The sequence below is a fragment of the Neisseria sp. HMSC070F02 genome (assembly GCF_001814225.1).
Lineage (GTDB): Bacteria > Pseudomonadota > Gammaproteobacteria > Burkholderiales > Neisseriaceae > Neisseria > Neisseria meningitidis.
This window is the reverse complement of the sequence record NZ_KV815407.1, coordinates 1-19,405: the sequence shown is the minus strand read 5'-3', so window position 1 is coordinate 19,405 and position 19,405 is coordinate 1. Positions and strand designations below refer to the sequence as shown.

General features: G+C 52.4%; 14 protein-coding genes and 2 pseudogenes. 9 read left to right on the top strand and 7 right to left on the bottom strand.

Annotated features, from left to right (window positions below):
- Positions 1-556: 556 nt before the first annotated feature.
- Together HMPREF2959_RS13495 and alr are read right to left on the bottom strand one after the other, a co-directional pair.
- Positions 557-670 (bottom strand): annotated as a pseudogene (locus HMPREF2959_RS13495) (IS5/IS1182 family transposase); the annotation flags it as partial.
- Positions 671-727: 57 nt separating this feature from the next.
- A complete protein-coding gene (gene alr, locus HMPREF2959_RS04580; protein ID WP_002229782.1) occupies positions 728-1,786 on the bottom strand; it encodes an alanine racemase in 1,059 nt (352 codons plus the stop codon).
- 325 nt (positions 1,787-2,111) lie between these two features.
- Here alr and HMPREF2959_RS04575 point away from each other — a divergent pair, with 325 nt between their 5' ends.
- Entirely contained in the window at positions 2,112-2,576 is a 465-nt protein-coding gene (locus HMPREF2959_RS04575; protein ID WP_002216720.1) for an Lrp/AsnC ligand binding domain-containing protein, read from the top strand.
- 758 nt (positions 2,577-3,334) lie between these two features.
- Positions 3,335-3,823 (top strand): disulfide bond formation protein B, encoded by a 489-nt coding sequence (locus tag HMPREF2959_RS04565; RefSeq protein WP_002243746.1) that lies wholly within the window; start codon positions 3,335-3,337, stop codon positions 3,821-3,823.
- 58 nt (positions 3,824-3,881) lie between these two features.
- On the opposite strand, the gene HMPREF2959_RS04560 is transcribed toward HMPREF2959_RS04565, so the two are convergent.
- Positions 3,882-4,610: a YebC/PmpR family DNA-binding transcriptional regulator gene (locus HMPREF2959_RS04560; protein WP_002216723.1), complete on the bottom strand. Its 729-nt coding sequence runs from the start codon at positions 4,608-4,610 to the stop codon at positions 3,882-3,884.
- A gap of 326 nt (positions 4,611-4,936) precedes the next feature.
- Here HMPREF2959_RS04560 and HMPREF2959_RS04555 point away from each other — a divergent pair, with 326 nt between their 5' ends.
- On the top strand, positions 4,937-6,355 hold the full coding sequence (locus HMPREF2959_RS04555; RefSeq protein WP_002218931.1) for an alanine/glycine:cation symporter family protein: 1,419 nt from the start codon (positions 4,937-4,939) through the stop codon (positions 6,353-6,355).
- 63 nt (positions 6,356-6,418) lie between these two features.
- On the opposite strand, the gene HMPREF2959_RS04550 is transcribed toward HMPREF2959_RS04555, so the two are convergent.
- A complete protein-coding gene (locus HMPREF2959_RS04550; RefSeq protein ID WP_002226166.1) occupies positions 6,419-7,045 on the bottom strand; it encodes a PAQR family membrane homeostasis protein TrhA in 627 nt (208 codons plus the stop codon).
- 142 nt (positions 7,046-7,187) lie between these two features.
- Between HMPREF2959_RS04550 and HMPREF2959_RS04545 the strand changes: the two genes are divergently transcribed.
- On the top strand, positions 7,188-8,528 hold the full coding sequence (locus HMPREF2959_RS04545) for a DUF2868 domain-containing protein (protein WP_002243745.1): 1,341 nt from the start codon (positions 7,188-7,190) through the stop codon (positions 8,526-8,528).
- Between the two features lie 73 nt (positions 8,529-8,601).
- A complete protein-coding gene (locus HMPREF2959_RS04540) occupies positions 8,602-9,996 on the top strand; it encodes a GTPase/DUF3482 domain-containing protein (protein WP_002243744.1) in 1,395 nt (464 codons plus the stop codon).
- A gap of 211 nt (positions 9,997-10,207) precedes the next feature.
- Here HMPREF2959_RS04540 and infB read toward each other — a convergent pair whose 3' ends face one another.
- Genes infB through rimP form a run of 3 tightly spaced genes read right to left on the bottom strand, consistent with a single transcriptional unit; the run spans position 10,208 to position 15,069 of the window.
- On the bottom strand, positions 10,208-13,096 hold the full coding sequence (gene infB, locus HMPREF2959_RS04535; protein ID WP_002243743.1) for a translation initiation factor IF-2: 2,889 nt from the start codon (positions 13,094-13,096) through the stop codon (positions 10,208-10,210).
- Positions 13,097-13,107: 11 nt separating this feature from the next.
- Positions 13,108-14,610: a transcription termination factor NusA gene (nusA, locus tag HMPREF2959_RS04530; RefSeq protein ID WP_002225001.1), complete on the bottom strand. Its 1,503-nt coding sequence runs from the start codon at positions 14,608-14,610 to the stop codon at positions 13,108-13,110.
- Positions 14,611-14,637: 27 nt separating this feature from the next.
- The gene (gene rimP, locus HMPREF2959_RS04525; RefSeq protein WP_002218939.1) at positions 14,638-15,069 is read right to left on the bottom strand and encodes a ribosome maturation factor RimP; all 432 of its coding nucleotides are present in this window, start codon (positions 15,067-15,069) and stop codon (positions 14,638-14,640) included.
- Between the two features lie 364 nt (positions 15,070-15,433).
- On the opposite strand from rimP, the gene serC reads away from it, so the two are divergent.
- The 4 genes and pseudogenes from serC to HMPREF2959_RS04505 all read left to right on the top strand — a co-directional run bounded on the left by serC (position 15,434) and on the right by HMPREF2959_RS04505 (position 19,210).
- The gene (gene serC, locus HMPREF2959_RS04520; RefSeq protein WP_002218941.1) at positions 15,434-16,540 is read left to right on the top strand and encodes a phosphoserine transaminase; all 1,107 of its coding nucleotides are present in this window, start codon (positions 15,434-15,436) and stop codon (positions 16,538-16,540) included.
- A pseudogene (locus tag HMPREF2959_RS04515) lies at positions 16,540-16,873 on the top strand (hypothetical protein). Before serC ends, HMPREF2959_RS04515 begins: the two are co-directional and overlap by 1 nt.
- A 69-nt stretch (positions 16,874-16,942) precedes the next feature.
- Positions 16,943-18,577, top strand: a complete 1,635-nt coding sequence (locus tag HMPREF2959_RS04510) for a phosphoethanolamine transferase (protein WP_002218943.1) — start codon at positions 16,943-16,945, stop codon at positions 18,575-18,577.
- Between the two features lie 75 nt (positions 18,578-18,652).
- Positions 18,653-19,210, top strand: coding sequence for a nitroreductase family protein (locus tag HMPREF2959_RS04505; RefSeq protein ID WP_002212693.1), 558 nt, complete (start codon positions 18,653-18,655; stop codon positions 19,208-19,210).
- Positions 19,211-19,405 lie beyond the last annotated feature (195 nt).

Here is a 19,405-nt window from a genome sequence, read left to right as displayed (position 1 = left end):
TTTAACAACAGTGAGATAAAAGTTCTTGTTCCATCTTAAAACAATTAGTAAAACCGAGTTTATCCTAGTTATCTAGGACAGCCCCTAAATTTAAACCAGTACAGCGTTGCCTCGCCTTGCCGTACTATCTGTACTGTCTGCGGCTTCGGTCGCCTTGTCCTGATTTTTGTTAATCCACTATAAAAAATCCCTGTGTCCTTATTTCTGCTTTCTTACGTCATTCTTTTAAAGGTGGGAATCTGGAAACCAAAAAACAACAGGAATTTATCCGAAACAACAAAACCTATCCGCCGGCATCCCCGCGAAAGCGGGAATCTAGTTTGTTGTTCAAATAAATTCTGAAACTTTAATTTTGTCATTCCCGCGCAGGCGGGAATCTAGAAATGAAAAACGACGAGAATTTATCAGAAATGACGGAAACTCAAAAAACCGGATTCCCGCCTGCGCGGGAATGACGAAATTTTAGGTTTCTGATTTTGATTTTCCGTTTTTGCGGGAAGGATGGGGTTTCAGATTGTGGGCATTATCAGTATTTTCTATTTGGCAATGTCTTTTATAATGGATTAAATTTAAACCAGTACGGCGTTGCCTCGCCTTGCCGTACTATCTGTACTGTCTGCGGCTTCGGTCGCCTTGTCCTGATTTTTGTTAATCCACTATACTGATTTTGTCAAAACGCATTTATGCCGTCTGAAAGGCTTCAGACGGCATTTTTGTTTGGACTTGATTACTCGATATAAGTGAATTTTGCACGTTTGATATTGCACATCAATTCGTAAGGGATGGTTCCGGCCGCTTCGGCAACAGTATTGATGTTGACCGTATCGCCCCACAGTTCGACCTCGTGTCCCAAACCTTCTTGCGAAGCGTCCAGCTCGATGGTCATCATATCCATAGAGACCCTGCCGATGACCCGGGTCAATTTACCGTCGACGGCGACGGGGGAATTGCTTGGGGCGCGGCGCGGATAACCGTCCGCATAACCGCAGGCAATCAGACCGACGCGCGTAGATTTGCTGGTATAAAATGTTGCGCCATAACCGATAGGGGAGTGCGGCTGTAAAACGCGTTCGCCAAAAATACGGGTTGAAAGCCTCATCACGGGTTTCAGCCTGTCATCGCTGCCTCCGAACGGGGAAATGCCGTATAACGCCAAGCCCGCGCGCCCCCAATCCCTGCGTGCTTCGGGAACATTCAAAATAGCCGCCGAATTGGCAAGGCTTTCTTCGCCTTCCAGCCCTTCCGTACCCAAATCGAATGCTTCCATCTGTATTTCCGTCATACCGCTTTCGGGTTCGTCCGCACAGGAGAAATGCGAGAACTTGACAATACTGTCCACATATTCCGACTGCTTCAATGCCGCATATGCCGAAGCGTAATCATGAGGGAAAAATCCGGTACGGTGCATTCCCGAATCCATTTTCAACCAGACCTTGACAGGTTTTTTCCAATGGCGGGAAAGCAAAGCCTCAAGTTGCCATTGGTTTCCGACTGCCGGCCAGAGCGAGTATTGTTCGACCGCTTCGTACTCTGATGCTTCAAATACGCCTTCCAAAAGGACAATCGGATGGGTAATGCCACTCTCCCGCAGCCTGATTCCCTCGTCGATTGTCGCCACGGCAAAGCCGTCTGCCAAGTCTGCCAGCGCGAAAGCACATCTGACCGCACCGTGTCCGTATGCGTCGGCCTTCACTACCGCCAACAGTTTGCCTCCGTGCATTTCCTTCAAAATCCGATAATTGTGCCTAAGGTTGCCCAACCTGATCTGCACGTTCAAAGGGCGCATAAATTCATTCCTTACCAAACAAGTGTTTATTAGCAAAATTAAGAAATCAATTAGGGAATTATAATCCAACGGCAAGGCTTTTAAAATATTAAAGACCCTTGTATCTTCAAGCCGAAGCAGCAGTTTTTAGGTAGGAAGGCGGTTTGCTTTTCCTGATATAATCGCTTTCCCAAATATATAGTGGATTAAATTTAAATCAGGACAAGGCGACGAAGCCGCAGACAGTACAAATAGTACGGTAAGGCGAGGCAACGCCGTACTGGTTTTTGTTAATCCACTATATACTCTATTTGTTAAAATCAATAATAAATACAAGGCAATCCAAATGAAAGAACTAGATAAAATCGATTTCCGCATTCTTAAGATCCTCCAACAGAATGCCCGCATCCCGATGACGGAGCTTGCCGAGAAGGTAGGCTTGTCCACCACGCCCGTTACAGAGAGGGTGCGCCGTTTGGAGCGGGAACATTATATTTCCGGCTATCACGCCCACCTCAATCCCCATCTGTTGGGCAAACCGCTATTGGTTTTTGTCGAGCTGAAGCTGCAATCCAAATCGGGCAATATTTTCGAAGATTTCAAAAAAGAAGTGCTGAAAATTCCGCAAATTATGGAATGCCACTTGGTGTCGGGCGAATACGACTATCTGATTAAAGTACGTTTGCCCGATATGTCTGCCTATCGGGATATGCTAGGCAATATCCTATTGCAACTGCCTGCCGCTTCGGAGAGTAGGAGTTATGTTGTGATGGAGGAGGTCAAAGAAAATCCGGTTTTGGATTTGGATTGAATATTTCAGGCTGGCTATGCGGTTTGACACCTAAATGAAACATAACAACATCACGCACAGAGGCTTGTTGCTTCAGATAAAAAAATGCACACATCCGGTTGAATGTGTGCCAAGTCTACAAAGGAGAAATAGAGGAGAAACTATTAACTGACTACTCGAACCAGCTAACGGAATGAATTATGCAGCTTTTCCGGTCAAAAAGCAAGCGTTTTTCTTGTTAAATTTCTTAAAGAATGGAATTTCAAACAATAAAAGTAATTAAATTTCAAAAAAAGCGGAGATAAAAAAATGCACACATCCGGTTGAATGTGTGCCAAGTCTACAAAGGAGAAATAGAGGAGAAAAATCAAGCTGCATCAAGCAACTCGACGGCGAGAATTATCCGCCGTTTCTTATCCGCTGTCAATTATTTTTTGAAAATTTACCCGACCGATTCAAATTTTGCAAAAAACTTGCCCGATGGCTATCCGGTAACAAATTCCTTCAAAAACCTGTCAATCCGCTTATTCAAAAAAATCATATAATTTCATTGAAATAAACTTTTGATTCGCTAAATTTGCCGAAATTCAAATCCTCTAGATGTATTTTTTTGCGGGCATTGTGCGGGCAAATCGCCGTTTTGTCCCTTGTCAGGTTTTATGCATATCGGGGAAAACCGAAATCGTCCGCACCTGAGCCGGTGTCGATTCGTCCCTTGCCATCTCGGGATATATCCAGCAAAATCGGCATATCGGTATTTTGATTGGTGTGTTGAGAAAATGACCCCGTTATTTAGAAAAGCCGTTTGGCTGCTGTTTGCCGTTTCGGTCTGTGCATTTGCCGGTTCTTTGGCGGCACAGTATGTTTTGGGTATGGAGCCTTGCGTTTTGTGTATCAGTCAGCGGTTATGCGTTTTGGCAACCGCATTGTGTACGGCAATTGTCCTGATGTGCAGACCAAGAAGAAGGGCGGGCGGTTTGTTCGGTGCTGTCTTTATCAGTATTCCGGCCGTTACGGGTATTTCTGTTGCGGCATATCAGTTGTGGCTGCAGTCGCTGCCGCCGGGTACGGCTCCTTCGTGCGGCGCGCCGTGGACGTTTCGATTGAAGGGCTGGCCTTTGTTTGATTGGTTCGAGCCTGTCGTGCGCGGGTTCGGAAATTGTGCCGAACCGGATTATCTGTTAGGGGTTGCTTTGCCTGTTTGGAGCGCGGCGTATTTTCTGGCGGTTGTCCTGACGGTTTGGTGGGCGTGGGCAAGGGCTAAATAAATCAATGCCGTCTGAAAGGTTCAGACGGCATTTTATTGTATGTCTGCTGTGCTGCGTATCAGTCCAAATTCAATACGGCGGAAGTGTAAACGTCTTGCACGTCGTCCAAGTCTTCCAGCGCGTCAATCAGTTTTTGCATTTTGACGGCATCGTCGCCGGAGAGTTCGGTTTCGTTTTGGGCGCGCATCGTAACGTCGCCGTCAACGGATTTGTAACCTGCCGCCTCCAAAGCGGATTTTACGCCCGCCCAATCGTTTGGCGCGGTAATGACTTCGATGGAACCGTCGTCGTTGGTAACCACGTCTTCCGCACCGGCTTCCAAAGCCGCTTCCATCAGCGCGTCTTCGTCAACGCCGGGTTCGAATACCAAATAGCCCTGATGCACGAAGTTGAACGCCACGCAGCCGTCGGTACCCAAGTTGCCGCCGTTTTTGGTAAACGCGTGGCGTACGTCCGCAACGGTGCGGGTTTTGTTGTCGGTCAGGCAGTCCACCATCAAAGCCGCGCCGCCGATGCCGTAGCCTTCGTAGCGCAACTCGATGTATTCCACGCCTTCCAAGTTGCCCGTACCTTTGTCGATGGCACGTTGCACATTGTCTTTGGGCATATTGTTTTCGGCTGCTTTTTCCAAAGCCAGGCGCAGGCGCGGATTTGAACCGGGGTCGCCGCCGCCCATACGCGCCGCAACGGTGATTTCTTTGATTAAACGGGTAAAGATTTTGCCGCGTTTGGCATCCTGACGGGCTTTTTTATGCTGGATATTTGCCCACTTGCTATGGCCTGCCATAAATTTCCTTTCTTATTTCAAATAATTAATCTGTTTTTGTCAGATTTTTTACGGTCGGCATTTTAACATAAGTTGCAAGTACCCAAAATATCCTGTTTTATGCCGTGCCGTTGTCTATGCTGTCTGAAAGCGATTTCCTCCGCTTTCCGCTTAAAAATAAAGAAATGTTTTAATTAACGATATTTTACGGTATGATGGCGCAGCTTCTCCCCGATTGTTGACAATTTAAGGCATCTGTTGCGGCAAATACGGTCTGCTCGCCGTGTTTCCTTATTGGAATGTCTTTTGGAAGGCAGTCATTTTAATTGTAAGATAAGGTTTATTTTATGGAAAATATATTGTCTGTTCTGGTGGGTACAGTCAATCGGTTTCTTTGGGACTACCTGCTGATTTACGCGCTTTTGGGTATCGGCCTGTTTTTTACGCTGTATCTCGGTGCGCCGCAGATTACCAAGCTGGGCGCGGGATTCAAATCCGTATTCGGCGGCTTGTTTGCCAAAGGCGATAAAGACGACAAGTCTTTATCGCAGTTTCAGGCGTTGGCGGTTGCCATATCTGCGCAAATCGGTACGGGCAACGTCGCCGGCGTGGCGACCGCCATCACCGCAGGCGGGCCGGGCGCGATTTTTTGGATGTGGGTTTCTGCCGTTTTGGGGATGTCCACGATTTTTGCGGAGGCACTGCTGGCGCAGAAATACCGCGTCGTCAGCCACGGCAAATACATCGGTGGGCCGGCGTTCTACATCACCCACGGTCTGACTCCGAAAATCGGCAGGGGCGCGGCGCGTTTTTTGTCCGGTTTCTTTTCCATTGCGTTGATTATCGCATTGGGCTTTATCGGTAATGCGACACAGGCAAACTCCATTGCTTCTGCCGTTACCATTGCATTTGATGTGCCTTCTTTGGCAGTCGGTATTGTGCTTGCCGTCCTTGCGGGCATGGTTGTGATTGGCGGCGTGAACCGTATTGCCAATATTGCCCAGTTTGTCGTGCCGTTTATGGCGGTTGTTTATATTTTGTGCGCCGTCGTTATCCTGTTTGAATTTTCCGACCATATTGTGCCGATGTTCAACCACATCTTTACCGCCGCCTTCAATCCCGAAGCCGTTTTGGGCGGTGCGGCGGGTATCGGTATGCGCGAAGCGATACGTTTCGGCGTGGCGCGCGGTCTGTTTTCCAATGAGGCGGGGATGGGTTCGACTCCGCACGCCCACGCGACTGCGGATGTGAAGCATCCGGTGCAGCAAGGTATGGCGGCATTTGTCGGTGTGTTTATCGATACGATTTTGGTATGTACGGCAACTGCGCTGATTATCCTGCTGACCGATGCCAACCTTTCGGGCGAACAGGGTGCGGCGGTTACTCAATTTGCCTTTAACAAGGCATTCCCGGGCTTCGGTTCGCAATTGCTTGCCGTGTGTCTGACCTTCTTCGCCTTTACGACCATTATCGGCTGGTATTATTTCGGCGAGTCCAACATCCGTTTTCTTTTCAGGGGAAGACACTTGGGCATCTATCGCGCATTGGTTCTGCTTGCCATTGTTTTGGGTACGCTCGGCAAAGTCGATTTGGTTTGGAGCCTGTCGGATATGTTCAACGGTTTTATGGTTATCCCCAACCTGATTGCCCTGTTCTTGCTGCGTAAGGAAATCCGTGCCATTTATGATGATTATTTGGCACAAAAAAAAGCGGGTCGGGATTTGTCTTATCCGTATGAATTCCACGAGTTCCACGACAAGGGCTGATGTCCGGCAAACAGAAAACCTCCCAATCTTCAGGATCGGGAGGTTTTGTTTTTCAGACGGCATTCAGATTACATAACCGTACACACTGACAAATTGGGTGATGCTGCCGCCCAATACGAACAGATGCCAGATTCCGTGCCCGTGTCGGATTTTTTCATCGTTTACAAACCAGTAAATGCCGACGCTGTACAGCATACCGCCTGCCGCCAGCCAAGCCAGTCCTGCCGACGGGAGTGAGGCTGTCAGGGATTTCATTACCGCCAAGACCATCCAACCCATGACGACATAAATCACAATAGACAGCAGACGTTTTTCGCTTTTCCGTCCGATGGTGAGTTCTTGTGCGATTCCTGCAGCCGCCAGCAGCCAGGACAGTGAAAATACCGTCCAGCCCGGCCCGTTTCTCAAAGAAACCAGTGCAAACGGTGTGTAGCTTCCGGCAATCAGGACATAAATCATGCAGTGGTCGGTTTTTTTCAAAATGCTTTTCAGTTTTCCGGCTGCAATTCCGTGGTACAGCGAGGAACTCAAATAGAGCAGAAGAAGGCTGATGCCGTAAACCGATACGCTGAAGATACGGTAGCCGTCCCCGTGTCCTATGGTTTTCAGCAGCATCAGCACCAAACCTGCCGCCGCCAGAATCAAACCGCTCAAATGGCTGTAAGTATTGAAGCGTTCGCCTGTATACATCGCACAATCTTTCGGGAAAGTAGAGGCAGTCAGTTTACGCCGATACTTTTGCCTCTGTGTGGGATTTACTCTTTGCCTACACTGTGAATATTCTTGAAAATGCGTGTGTTAAAATCTGTTTTTTATTTTCAGACGGCATTTTATGTTGAATCCATCCCGAAAACTGGTTGAGCTGGTCCGTATTTTGGAAGAAGGCGGCTTTATTTTCAGCGGCGATCCCGTGCAGGCGACGGAGGCTTTGCGCCGCGTGGACGGCAGTACGGAGGAAAAAATCATCCGTCGGGCGGAGATGATTGACAGGAACCGTATGCTGCGGGAGACGTTGGAACGTGTGCGTGCGGGGTCGTTCTGGTTGTGGGTGGCAGCAGCGACGTTTGCATTTTTTACCGGTTTTTCAAGCACTTATCTTCTAATGGACAATCAGGGGCTGAATTTCTTTTTGGTTTTGGCGGGCGTGTTGGGCATGAATACGCTTATGTTGGCAGTATGGTTGGCAACGTTGTTCCTGCGCGTGAAAGTGGGGCGTTTTTTCAGCAGTCCGGCGACGTGGTTTCGGGGCAGAGACCCTGTAAATCAGGCGGTGTTGCGGCTGTATGCCGACGAGTGGCGGCAACCTTCGGTACGTTGGAAAATAGGCGCAACGTCGCACAGCCTGTGGCTCTGCACGCTGCTCGGAATGCTGGTGTCGGTATTGCTGCTGCTTTTGGTGCGGCAATATACGTTCAACTGGGAAAGCACGCTGTTGAGCAATGCCGCTTCGGTACGGCTGGTGGAAATGTTGGCATGGCTGCCGTCGAAACTCGGTTTCCCTGTCCCCGATGCGCGGGCGGTAGTTGAAGGTCGTCTGAACGGCAATATTGCCGATGCGCAGGCTTGGTCGGGGCTGCTGGTCGGCAGTATCGCCTGCTACGGCATCCTGCCGCGCTTCTTGGCTTGGGTGGTGTGTAAAATCCTTTTGAAAACAAGCAAAAACGGCTTGGATTTGGAAAAGCCCTATTATCAGGCGGTCATCCGCCGCTGGCAGACGCAAATCGTCGATGCGGATACGCGTCGGGAAACCGTGTCCGCCGTTTCGCCGAAAATCGTCTTGAACGATGCGCCGAAATGGGCGGTCATGCTGGAAACCGAATGGCAGGACGGCGCGTGGTTCGAGGGCAGGCTGGCACAGGAATGGCTGGATAAGGGCGTTGCCACCAATCGGGAACAGGTTGCCGCGCTGGAGACAGAGCTGAAGCAGAAACCGGCGCAACTGCTTATCGGCGTGCGCGCCCAAACTGTGCCGGACCGGGGCGTGCTGCGGCAGATTGTCCGACTTTCGGAAGCGGCGCAGGGCGGCGCGGTGGTGCAGCTTTTGGCGGAACAGGGGCTTTCAGACGACCTTTCGGAAAAGCTGGGACATTGGCGTAACGCGCTGGCCGAATGCGGCGCGGCGTGGCTTGAGCCTGACAGGGCGGCGCAGGAAGGGCGTTTGAAAGACCAATAAACTCACTTGAAATGTTCTGTTAAGCCGCCATTCTGAAAAAAGACCGTCTGAAAATCCATTCTTCAAAAACATCATGAACAAACAACCCCTTTCCCTCGCCGTCGTCGGGCATACCAATACCGGCAAAACCTCGCTCCTGCGCACCCTATTGCGCGACAGCGGCTTCGGCGAAGTCAAAAATGCCCCGTCCACTACGCGCCATGTCGAAGAAGCCGCCATCAGCGACGGCGCGGACATGCTGGTTTTCCTGTATGACACGCCCGGACTCGAAGACGCGGGCGGTGTTTTGGAATGGCTGGAAACCCATACGGATACGCGTTCAGACGGCATCGAGCGGCTGCAACAGTTTCTCGGCAGCCACGGTGCGCACCATGATTTCAATCAGGAAGCCAAAGTCTTACGGCAAGTCTTGCAAAGCGATATGGCAATGTACGTCATCGACGCGCGCGAACCCGTCCTCGACAAATATCGGGATGAATTGACCATCCTTTCATGGTGTGCCAAACCGGTTATGCCCGTGTTCAACTTTACCGGCGGACAGCTTCCCGAATCGTGGACAACCATGCTGGCGAGGAGAAACCTGCACGTTTTCGCAGGGTTCGACACCGTCGCCTTTGATTTTGAAGGCGAACTACGCCTGTGGGAAAACCTCGCCACCATGTTGCCCGAACGCAGCACACTTGACCGCCTGACAGCCATGCGCCGGCGCGAATGGCAGCGGCTGGACGGCGAAGCGCGCCGCGAAATCGCCGATTTCCTGCTCGATGCCGCCGCCTTCAGGCAGGAAGTGGACGAAAACGAGGATACCGCCACCGTGCTGCAAACCATGCAGGCGGAAATACGCCAACTCGAACGGCAGATGCAGCAGCGGCTGTTTGCCCTCTACCGTTTCTACCACAGCGAAATCGACGGCGGCGACTGGATGCCGCAAGCCTTCCGCCAAGACCCGTTCGACAGCGAATTGCTCAAACAATACGGCATCCGCACCGGCACGGGCGCGGCAACCGGCGCGCTCATCGGCTTGGGGCTGGACATCGCCACACTCGGCGGCTCGCTCGGATTGGGTACGGCAATCGGCGGCTTTTTGGGCGGCATCCTGCCCAATACCCGCACCATTTCCGACAAACTCTCCGGCCGCCAAACCTTGCACACCGACCCTGAAACCTTGACCCTGCTCGCCGCCCGCGCCCTCGATTTGCTCCACGTCCTGCAAACGCGCGGACACGCGGCACAGTCGGATATCGAGCTGCACAGCCGCAAAGCCCCGTGGGACGCCGCCAGACTCCCGCCCGAACTCAACAAAGCCCGCAGTCATTGGAAATGGTCGTCGCTCAATACGTACCGCCCCGAAACCAGCCGTACCGAACGCGCCGGATATGTGGAGAAACTTCAAATCCGCCTGTCGGGAAAATATAGTGAATTAAATTTAAATCAGGACAAGGCGGCGAGCCGCAGACAGTACAAATAGTACGGCAAGGCGAGCCAACGCTGTACCGGTTTAAATTTAATTCACTATAATGCCGTCTGAAGCCTGTTTGTATGGCAAGTCAGATTCAAATCGGGATAAGGCAGGAGGGTCGCTGAAGCCGATTTGCGACAAAAAACGGGTTCTGTATGATACAGAACCCGTTTTCCGATGCCGTCTGAAGGCTTCAGACGGCATTTTATTTGCAAAGGAATTACAGGCTGCGGGCAACTTCGACGATGTCGAAGCATTCCAGTTGGTCGCCTTCCATAATCTCGTTGTAGCCTTTGAGCATCAGACCGCACTCAAAGCCCATGCGGACTTCTTTTACGTCGTCTTTATAGCGTTTCAACGAAGCCAGCTCGCCGGTATGGATAACCACGTTGTTGCGGATGAGGCGGACATGGGAATCGCGTTTGACCACACCATCGGTAACCATACAGCCTGCAATATTGCCGACTTTGGAAACGGAGATGACCTGACGGATTTCGACCGTACCGGTAACCTGTTCTTTCTCTTCCGGGGAAAGCATACCGCTCATGGCGGCTTTCACGTCGTCGATGGCATCATAGATGATGTTGTAGTAGCGGATTTCCACATTTTCATTTTCGGCAAGTTTGCGCGAAGAGGCATCTGCACGCACGTTAAAGCCGATAATGAACGCCCCGGACGCGATGGCAAGGTTGACATCCGATTCGGTAATGCCGCCCACGCCGCTGTGTAATACGTTCACTTTCACCTCGTCGGTGGACAGTTTTTTCAGGCTGCCCGCCAAAGCCTCGTAAGAACCCTGAACGTCTGCCTTGATGATGACCGACAAAGATTGGGCCTGGGTTTCGCCCATATTGTTGAACATATTTTCCAGCTTCGCCGCCTGCTGTTTGGCAAGGCGCACGTCGCGGTATTTGCCTTGGCGGAAGAGGGCGATTTCGCGCGCTTTTTTCTCGTCCGCCAATACCATCGCGTCTTCACCCGCATTCGGTACGTCGGACAAGCCGAGGATTTCGACCGGGATGGACGGGCCGGCTTCGGTAATGGATTTGCCGTTTTCATCGACCATCGCGCGGATTTTGCCGAATGCGGTACCGGCCAGCAGCATATCGCCTTTTTTCAGCGTACCGCTTTGAACCAGCAATGTGGCAACCGCGCCGCGCCCTTTGTCTAAGCGCGCCTCAACGATGATGCCTTTGGCGGGCGCATCGACAGGTGCGGTCAGTTCCAATACTTCGGCTTCGAGCAATACGGCTTCGAGCAGCGCGTCGATGTTCGTTCCTTTTTTCGCAGAAACGTCGATGAATTGAACCGTGCCGCCCCAATCGTCGGGGATGACTTCGTGTTGGGTCAGTTCTTGGCGGATACGTTCGGGGTTGGCAGTGTCTTTATCGATTTTATTGACGGCAACCACAATCGGAACGCCTGCCGCTTTGGCGTGTGCAATGGCTTCGATGGTTTGCGGCATCACACCGTCGTCGGCGGCGACCACAAGAATCACGATGTCGGTTGCTTTCGCACCGCGCGCACGCATGGCGGTAAACGCTTCGTGACCCGGAGTATCCAAGAAGGTAATCACGCCGCGTGGGGTTTCAACGTGGTATGCACCGATGTGTTGGGTAATGCCGCCCGCTTCGCCCTGTACCACTTTGGTACGGCGGATGTAGTCCAGCAGCGAGGTTTTGCCGTGGTCGACGTGGCCCATGACGGTAACGACGGGCGGACGCGGCAATGCTTCGGCTTCCACCGCTTCCGCGCCCTCGTCCAAGAAGGCTTCGGGATCGTCGGCGGCGGCGGGTTTGCCGATGTGTCCGAGTTCTTCGACGACAATCAGGGCGGTGTCTTGGTCGATGGATTGGTTGATGGTAACCATCATGCCCATCTTCATCAGGGCTTTGACCACTTCCACGCCTTTGACTGCCATTTTGTGTGCCAAGTCGGCAACGGTAATGGTTTCAGGCACCAAAACTTCGTGTACGACAGGTTCGGTCGGTGCTTGGAAGGCGTGTTGGTTCGGCTCGAGTTTGAGTTTTTTGCCTTTTTTACCGCCGCGTACGCGCTCGTCGTCGCCATTGCGTGCATTGTTGCGGTCGCGTCCGCCTTTTCCGCCTTTGCCTTTGGCGTTGCGGCCTTGACCTTCGTCATCGCGGTTGCGGCGGTCTTCTTTTTTCGCTTTTGCCGGATTGACAGGTTTATTTTCGACGGCTGGCGCGGCTGCCTGCTGTTTCTCGGCAGGTTTGGCGGGACGCTGTCTGCCGGTTTTGGCTTCCTGTGCGGCTTTTGCCTGTTGTTCTGCCTGTTGTTTCATGGCTTCGCGGCGTGCCTGGCGTTCCTGTTTCTCTTTCAACAGGGCTTCCTGGTGGGCGCGAAGTGCGGCGGCGCGGCGTGCTTCTTCATCGCGTTGCGCCTGTTCTTCTGCGCTGACCACGGGTTGCGGCACGGCAGGTGCGGCAGGTTTCGCCGGTTTTTTGGCATCTTTGCCTTTGCCGTTTCGCTCGTGTTTCGGCTTGGCGGCTTTTTCTTTGGATTCGGCGGGTTTTTCAGACGGCATTTTGTCGGCTTGGGCTTTTTCCGCTTTGCTTTCTTCGGCGGGTTTGGTTTCCGCCGCAACGGGTGCGGTTTCGGCTTTTGCTTCGGTGGGTTTCTGCGCGGCAGGTTTGGCTTTGTTGCCTGCTTTTGCCGCTTTCAGTTTTGCCGCTTCCGCTTCTGCCTTGGCACGGGCTTCTGCACGTGCGGCAGCTTCGGCTCGGGCTTTTGCCGCGTCTTCTGCCGTCTGCTCCGGCCGGACAGGTGCGGCTTGGGTTTGGGCGGCTTTTACCTGTGCTGCCAATTCTTCGGCAGAAGGAATGTTGACAGTGCGTCCGCGTTTGCGTGTTTCGACTTTTACGCCGTCAACGGTGCTGACTTCGGTTTTGGTGCGGCGGATGCTGATGGTACCGCCGTTGCTGCCGTTTTTCTTGGTCAGGTAGGCGTTCAGAAGCTGTTTGTCGTCCAGCGTCAGGGAATCGCTGCCGCTGTTTTTGCTGACGCCGGCTTCTTTCAACTGTTTCAACAGGTCTTCGACGGGGCGTTTCAGCTCGGCGGCAAATTGTTCTACGGTTGTGTTACTCATCTGTACCCCCTTTATTTGTCTTCGGTAAACCAGTGTTCGCGTGCGGTCAGGATGACGGCTTTTGCGGTTTCTTCGTTTACACCGGTGATTTCAATCAGTTCGTCCACAGCAAGCTCTGCCAAGTCGTCGCGGGTGGTAATGCCTGCTTCGGCAAGGCTGCGGAGCATATCGGCATCTATGCCTTCGAGGTTGCGCATATCGTCGGACACTTCGCCCAGTTTTTCTTCGGCGGCAATCGCCATGGTCAGGATGGCATCGCGGGCGCGGTTGCGGAGCATATCGACGATTTCTTCGTCAAATCCTTCAATGGCAAGCAGTTCGGCGGCAGGAACATAGGCGACTTCTTCCAAGGTTGCAAAACCTTCCTGAACCAGTACGTCGGCGGTTTCTTCGTCCACGTTCAAGTGATCCATAAACAGGCGGCGGATGGCGGCATCTTCTGCCGCATTGCGTTCGTCTGCCTCGGCGGAAGTCATGATGTTGAGCTGCCAGCCAGTCAGGTCGGAAGCAAGGCGCACGTTTTGACCGCCGCGTCCGATGGCGAGCGCGAGCTGGTCTTCGGCAACGATGACATCGACGGCGTGTTTGTCTTCGTCGATGACGATGCGGCTGACTTCGGCGGGTGAGAGCGCGCTCATGACGAATTGGGCAGGCTCGGGCGACCAAAGGACAACGTCGATGCGCTCGCCGGACAATTCGTTGCTGACGGCATTGACACGCGAACCGCGAACGCCGATACAGGTGCCTTGCGGATCGATGCGCTGGTCGTTGGCTTTGACGGCGACTTTGGCACGCTGGCCCGGGTCGCGGGCGACAGCGCGGATTTCAAGCATGCCGTCTGCAATTTCAGGTACTTCATTGGCGTACAGTTTGACGAGGAAATCGCCGGAAGTACGGCTCAGGATGACTTGTTTGCGGCCGGTGTTGCCGATTTCTTCGACGCGCAGGAAGAGGGCGCGGATGCGGTCGCCGCTGCGGAAGTTTTCGCGCGGAATCATTTGGTCGCGCGGAATCAGCGCGTCCAGTTTGCCGGCAACGACTTCGACGATGATGCCGTGGCGTTCGACGCGTTTGACCGTGCCAGACACGATGTCTTCTTTGACGGCGAGAAACTCGTTCAGATTCTGCTCGCGCTCGGCATCGCGGATGCGTTGCAGGATGATTTGTTTGGCGGTTTGCGCGGCTTGGCGGCCGAAGCCTTCGTTGGGCAGCTGCTCTTCGTAGTATTCGCCGATTTGGATGGTAGTGCCGGGAATTTCCTCTTGGATTTCCTCGATGGTTTTTTCGACATCGGGATAGGTATAGTCTTCATCGGCGACAATCAGCCAGCGGCGGAAGGTTTGGTATTCGCCGGTGTCGCGGTTGATTTGGACGCGCACGTCCATGTGTTCGCGGTCTGCCTTTTTCTTGGCGGCGGTAGACAGGGCGAATTCCAGTGCTTGGAAGACGACTTCCGCATCAACGTTTTTTTCGCTTGCCAGTGCTTCTGCCAGCTGTAACATTTCACGACTCATTTTGAACATCTCCAATATTGTTGTGTTTTAGAATTTGAATTCGGGGCGCAGACGGGCTTTGTCGATGTTGCCCAATTCGATTTGTACGGTTTTGCCGTCGAAGGATACGGTAACGGTATCGTTTTCGCAGCCTTCGATTTTACCGATAAAGTTTTTCTGACCGTCTATCGGCAGGCGGGTTTTGATTTTGGCATTCTGACCGGCAAAGCGCACGAAGTCGGCGGCTTTTTTCAAGGGGCGGTCGAGTCCGGGGCTGGAAATTTCCAGGTTTTTGTAGTCGATGTCTTCAACCATGAAGACGCGGCTCAAGTGGTTGCTGACGGTTGCGCAGTCTTCGACGGTAATGCCGCTTTCTTTGTCGATGAACACGCGCAATGTTCCTTGCGCGGTCAGTTCGAAATCGACCAGTTCGTAGCCCAGGCCGGGCAGGGTTTTTTCGAGGATGGTTTGGATATCCATGCTGCTCCCTATGTACATAATAAAAAAATGGCCCCGTGGCCATTTTTCGTCAAAGTTGAAAAATCGGCGTGATTATAACCGCTTTTGCGGAGAAATGAAAGTGTTGATTTATTTTGTGTTTTTGGGACGGAAAAAAGCGGGTGTAAGGGAGGTTTGTAATGGGAAATCGTGAATATTGTTGACAAAACAAATGTATCTATTTGTCGCTAGCATGATTTTTATATTTGTAAATCAATATATTGATGTTGTTTTCCGTGTTCGGGCGGCATGAAGCGGGGCGGAGGACAGGTATTTCCCATCCTTGCACAAAGCCTGCTGCAAGCCTAAAATCGGGCGGGTTATTGTTCAGAATCAAGGCTGCATTATGTCTCTTTATCCGATTTACAATTTTTCCGCCGGCCCTGCCGTATTGCCCGAAGCCGTGTTGGAAACGGCGCGGCAGGAAATGTTGGACTACAACGGTACGGGTTTTCCTGTGATGGCGATGAGCCACCGTTCGGAAATGTTTTTGAGCATCCTGCATCATGCGGAACAGGATTTGAGGCAGCTTTTGAAAGTGCCTGACAACTATAAGATATTGTTTCTGCAGGGTGGAGCAACAACCCAATTTAATATGGCAGCCATGAATCTGGCACACGGTTTCCGCACTGCCGACGCGGTGGTAACGGGCAACTGGAGCCGTATCGCTTATGAACAGATGAGCCGTTTGACCGATACGGAAATCCGTTTGGCGGCGCATGGCGGCGAGCAGTTCGACTATCTCGACCTGCCGCCTGTGGAAACGTGGGATGTTGCACCCGATTCGGCGTTTGTCCATTTTGCCGTCAATGAAACGGTCAACGGGCTGCAATACCGTGAAGTGCCGCGCCTTTCAGAAGGCATGCCGCCGCTGGTGTGCGATATGTCCAGCGAGATTTTGTCGCGCGAGTTTGATGTTGCCGACTACGGACTGATTTACGCAGGCGCACAGAAAAACATCGGGCCGGCAGGGGTTACGGTGGTGATTGTGCGTGAGGATTTGCTCGAGCGTTGTCCGAACGATATTCCCGATGTGTTCAACTACCGTTCGCATTTGAACCGCGAAGGTATGTACAACACGCCGTCAACTTACGCGATTTATATGTCGGGGCTGGTGTTCCGCTGGCTGCAGGCGCAGGGCGGTGTGAAAAAAATTGAAGCGGTCAATCGGCTGAAGGCGCAAACCTTGTATGAGACGATAGACGGCAGCGGCGGTTTCTATATCAACCGTATCCGTCCGAATGCGCGTTCTAAAATGAATGTCGTGTTCCAAACGGGGGATGAGGAGCTTGACCGCCGTTTTGTGCTGGAAGCCGAATTGCAGGGCTTGTGCCTGCTTAAGGGCTATAAAACCGTCGGCGGTATGCGTGCCAGCATTTATAATGCGATGCCGCTTGAAGGCGTGCGGGCTTTGGCGGATTTTATGCGCGATTTCCAACGGCGTTACGGTTGATGTCCCGATGTTGTCTGAAGCGGCTTCAGACGGCATCGGCTGTTTCGGCGTTCTCCGGCGGCGTTTTGGAGGTGGTAAGATTGTGCTGCCGGCGGCTATCCGTCCTTTTCAATCCGAGCGTGATGCTGTTTGTGCCGGACTGTCCCGTCGGCGGCGCGGCCGGGTTTTTCCAATATGAAATGCTTTGCCCGTTTTTCTGGCAGGGGCGGTTGCAGACCGGTTCGAATCTTGCTTACGATGTTTTTATGTCTGCCGGACGTTTGAATGGCGGGCGGAACCCCCCGCACAGCCGCCGTTTTCTTGCCCTGCTTTGCTCCGTTGCCTTATAATTAAGAATCTTTTTCAATAATCCGGATTCCAAATGCCGGATGCCTTTTCCAACCCTTATCCGACACATTCCAAATGATAAAACCGAACCTGAGGCCGAAGCTCGGCTCTTCCGCGCTGATTGCCTTCCTTTCCCTGTATTCCTCGCTGGTATTGAATTACGCCTTTTTTGCCAAAGTTGTCGAGCTTCATCCTTTTAACGGCACCGGGGCGGATATCTTCCTCTATACGATGCCGGTGGTGCTGTTTTTTTTAAGTAATTTCGTTTTTCACGTCATTGCCCTGCCTTTCGTGCATAAGGTATTGATTCCGTTGATATTGGTTATCAGTGCGGCGGTGTCTTACCAAGAAATATTTTTCAATATCTATTTCAACAAGTCGATGTTGAATAATGTCTTGCAAACTACGGCTGCCGAAAGCGCGCGCCTGATTACGCCGGGCTATGTGCTGTGGATTGTATGTTTGGGCGTATTGCCCGCGCTGGCGTATATCGCCGTCAAGGTTAAATACCGCGTTTGGTATAAGGAGTTTTTGACGCGCCTTGTGCTTGCCGCCGTTTCCTTTTTGTGCGCGTTGGGCATCGCAATGTTGCAATATCAGGATTACGCCTCGTTTTTCCGCAACAATAAATCAGTAACCCATCTGATTGTGCCGTCTAATTTCATCGGCGCGGGCGTGTCGAAATACAAAGATTGGAAGCGTTCCAATATTCCTTATACGCAATTGGATATGGCGGTCGTGCAAAACCGGCCGGCCGGCAGCCTGCGCCGTTTCGTGGTGCTGGTCGTGGGCGAGACCACGCGTGCCGCCAACTGGGGTTTGAACGGTTACAGCCGCCAAACTACGCCGCTGCTTGCCGCGCGCGGCGATGAAATTGTCAATTTCCCGCAGGTCAGAAGCTGCGGCACATCGACCGCGCACTCCCTGCCGTGTATGTTCTCAACCTTCGACCGCACGGATTATGACGAAATCAAAGCCGAACACCAAGACAACCTGCTGGACATCGTGCAGCGCGCCGGCGTGGAAGTTACTTGGTTGGAAAACGATTCCGGCTGCAAGGGCGTGTGCGGCAAAGTGCCGAATACCGACGTTACCTCGCTCAACCTGCCCGAATACTGCCGCAACGGCGAGTGCCTCGACAATATCCTGCTGACTAAGTTCGACGAAGTCCTCAACAAAAACGATAAAGACGCGGTTTTAATCCTGCATACCATCGGCAGCCACGGGCCGACGTATTACGAACGCTATACCGAAGCCGAACGCAAATTCACGCCGACCTGCGACACCAACGAAATCAACAAATGCACCCGCGCCACGCTGGTCAACACTTACGACAATACGGTTTTGTATGTGGACCAGTTTATCGACAAGGTTATCCGCAAACTTGAAAACCGCGACGATTTGGAAAGCGTGGTGCATTATGTTTCCGACCACGGCGAAAGTTTGGGCGAAAACGGGATGTACCTGCACGCCGCGCCTTACGCCATCGCGCCTTCCGGGCAGACGCATATCCCGATGGTTATGTGGTTTTCCAAAGCCTTCCGCCAACACGGGGGCATAGATTTCCAATGCCTCAAACAAAAAGCGGCGGAAAACGAATATTCGCACGACCACTATTTCAGCACGGTATTGGGGCTGATGGACATTTCCAACAGCCAAACCTATCGGAAGGAAATGGATATATTGGCAGCCTGCCGCCGTCCGCGCTGATGCCGGATATGCCGTCTGAAGCCTTCGGACGGCATATGTGTCCGAACACCCGACCGATGACCGGAGTATAACGATATGGATGCTTTAAAATTATTGACGAACCGCCGATCTTCCAAAAAGCTGAAGCACCCCGCCCCCGATGCGGCGGAGTTGGAACAAATATTTCAGGCGGCAACCCAAGTTCCCGATCACGGCAATATGCGCCCCTTCCGTTTTACCGTGATTCAAGGCGAGGTAGGATTGCAACGTTTTCGCGATGTGTTAAAGCAAACGGTTGCCGAATTGAATTTCGGCGACGATGCGATGAAAAAGGCGGAAAAAGTGGGCAATATGGCGCCGATGGTTATCGGTGTAACGTTTGCGCCGAACCGCGATGTGCCTAAGCCGAAACCGGAATGGGAGCAGATGCTGACGGCGGGTTGTGCGGCGTATGCGCTGCAACTGGCGGCAACGGCGCAAGGTTTCGACAATGTCTGGATTACGGGGATGTGGGTCAACAGCCCCCTGTTGCGTGAGGCTTTCGGATGTGCGGATAAGGATAAAATCATCGGGCTGATGATGGTCGGCACGCCGACAGAGGAAGTGCATAAGCCCAAGAATACCGATTTGGAAGCGTTTGTCAGCCATTGGTAAACGGAATCTCAAGCGAAATGCCGTCTGAAAGGCTTTCAGACGGCATTTTTCCATGCGTTTTAAACCGGATTCATGAAACGCCCGATGCGTTCGGCGGAAATGTCGGGTGTCGCGCCATGTTCGGAGGCGACCAGCGTACCAAGTACGCAGGCAAAGGTCTCATGCCGTCTGAAGGTTCAGACGGCATCGGTATCG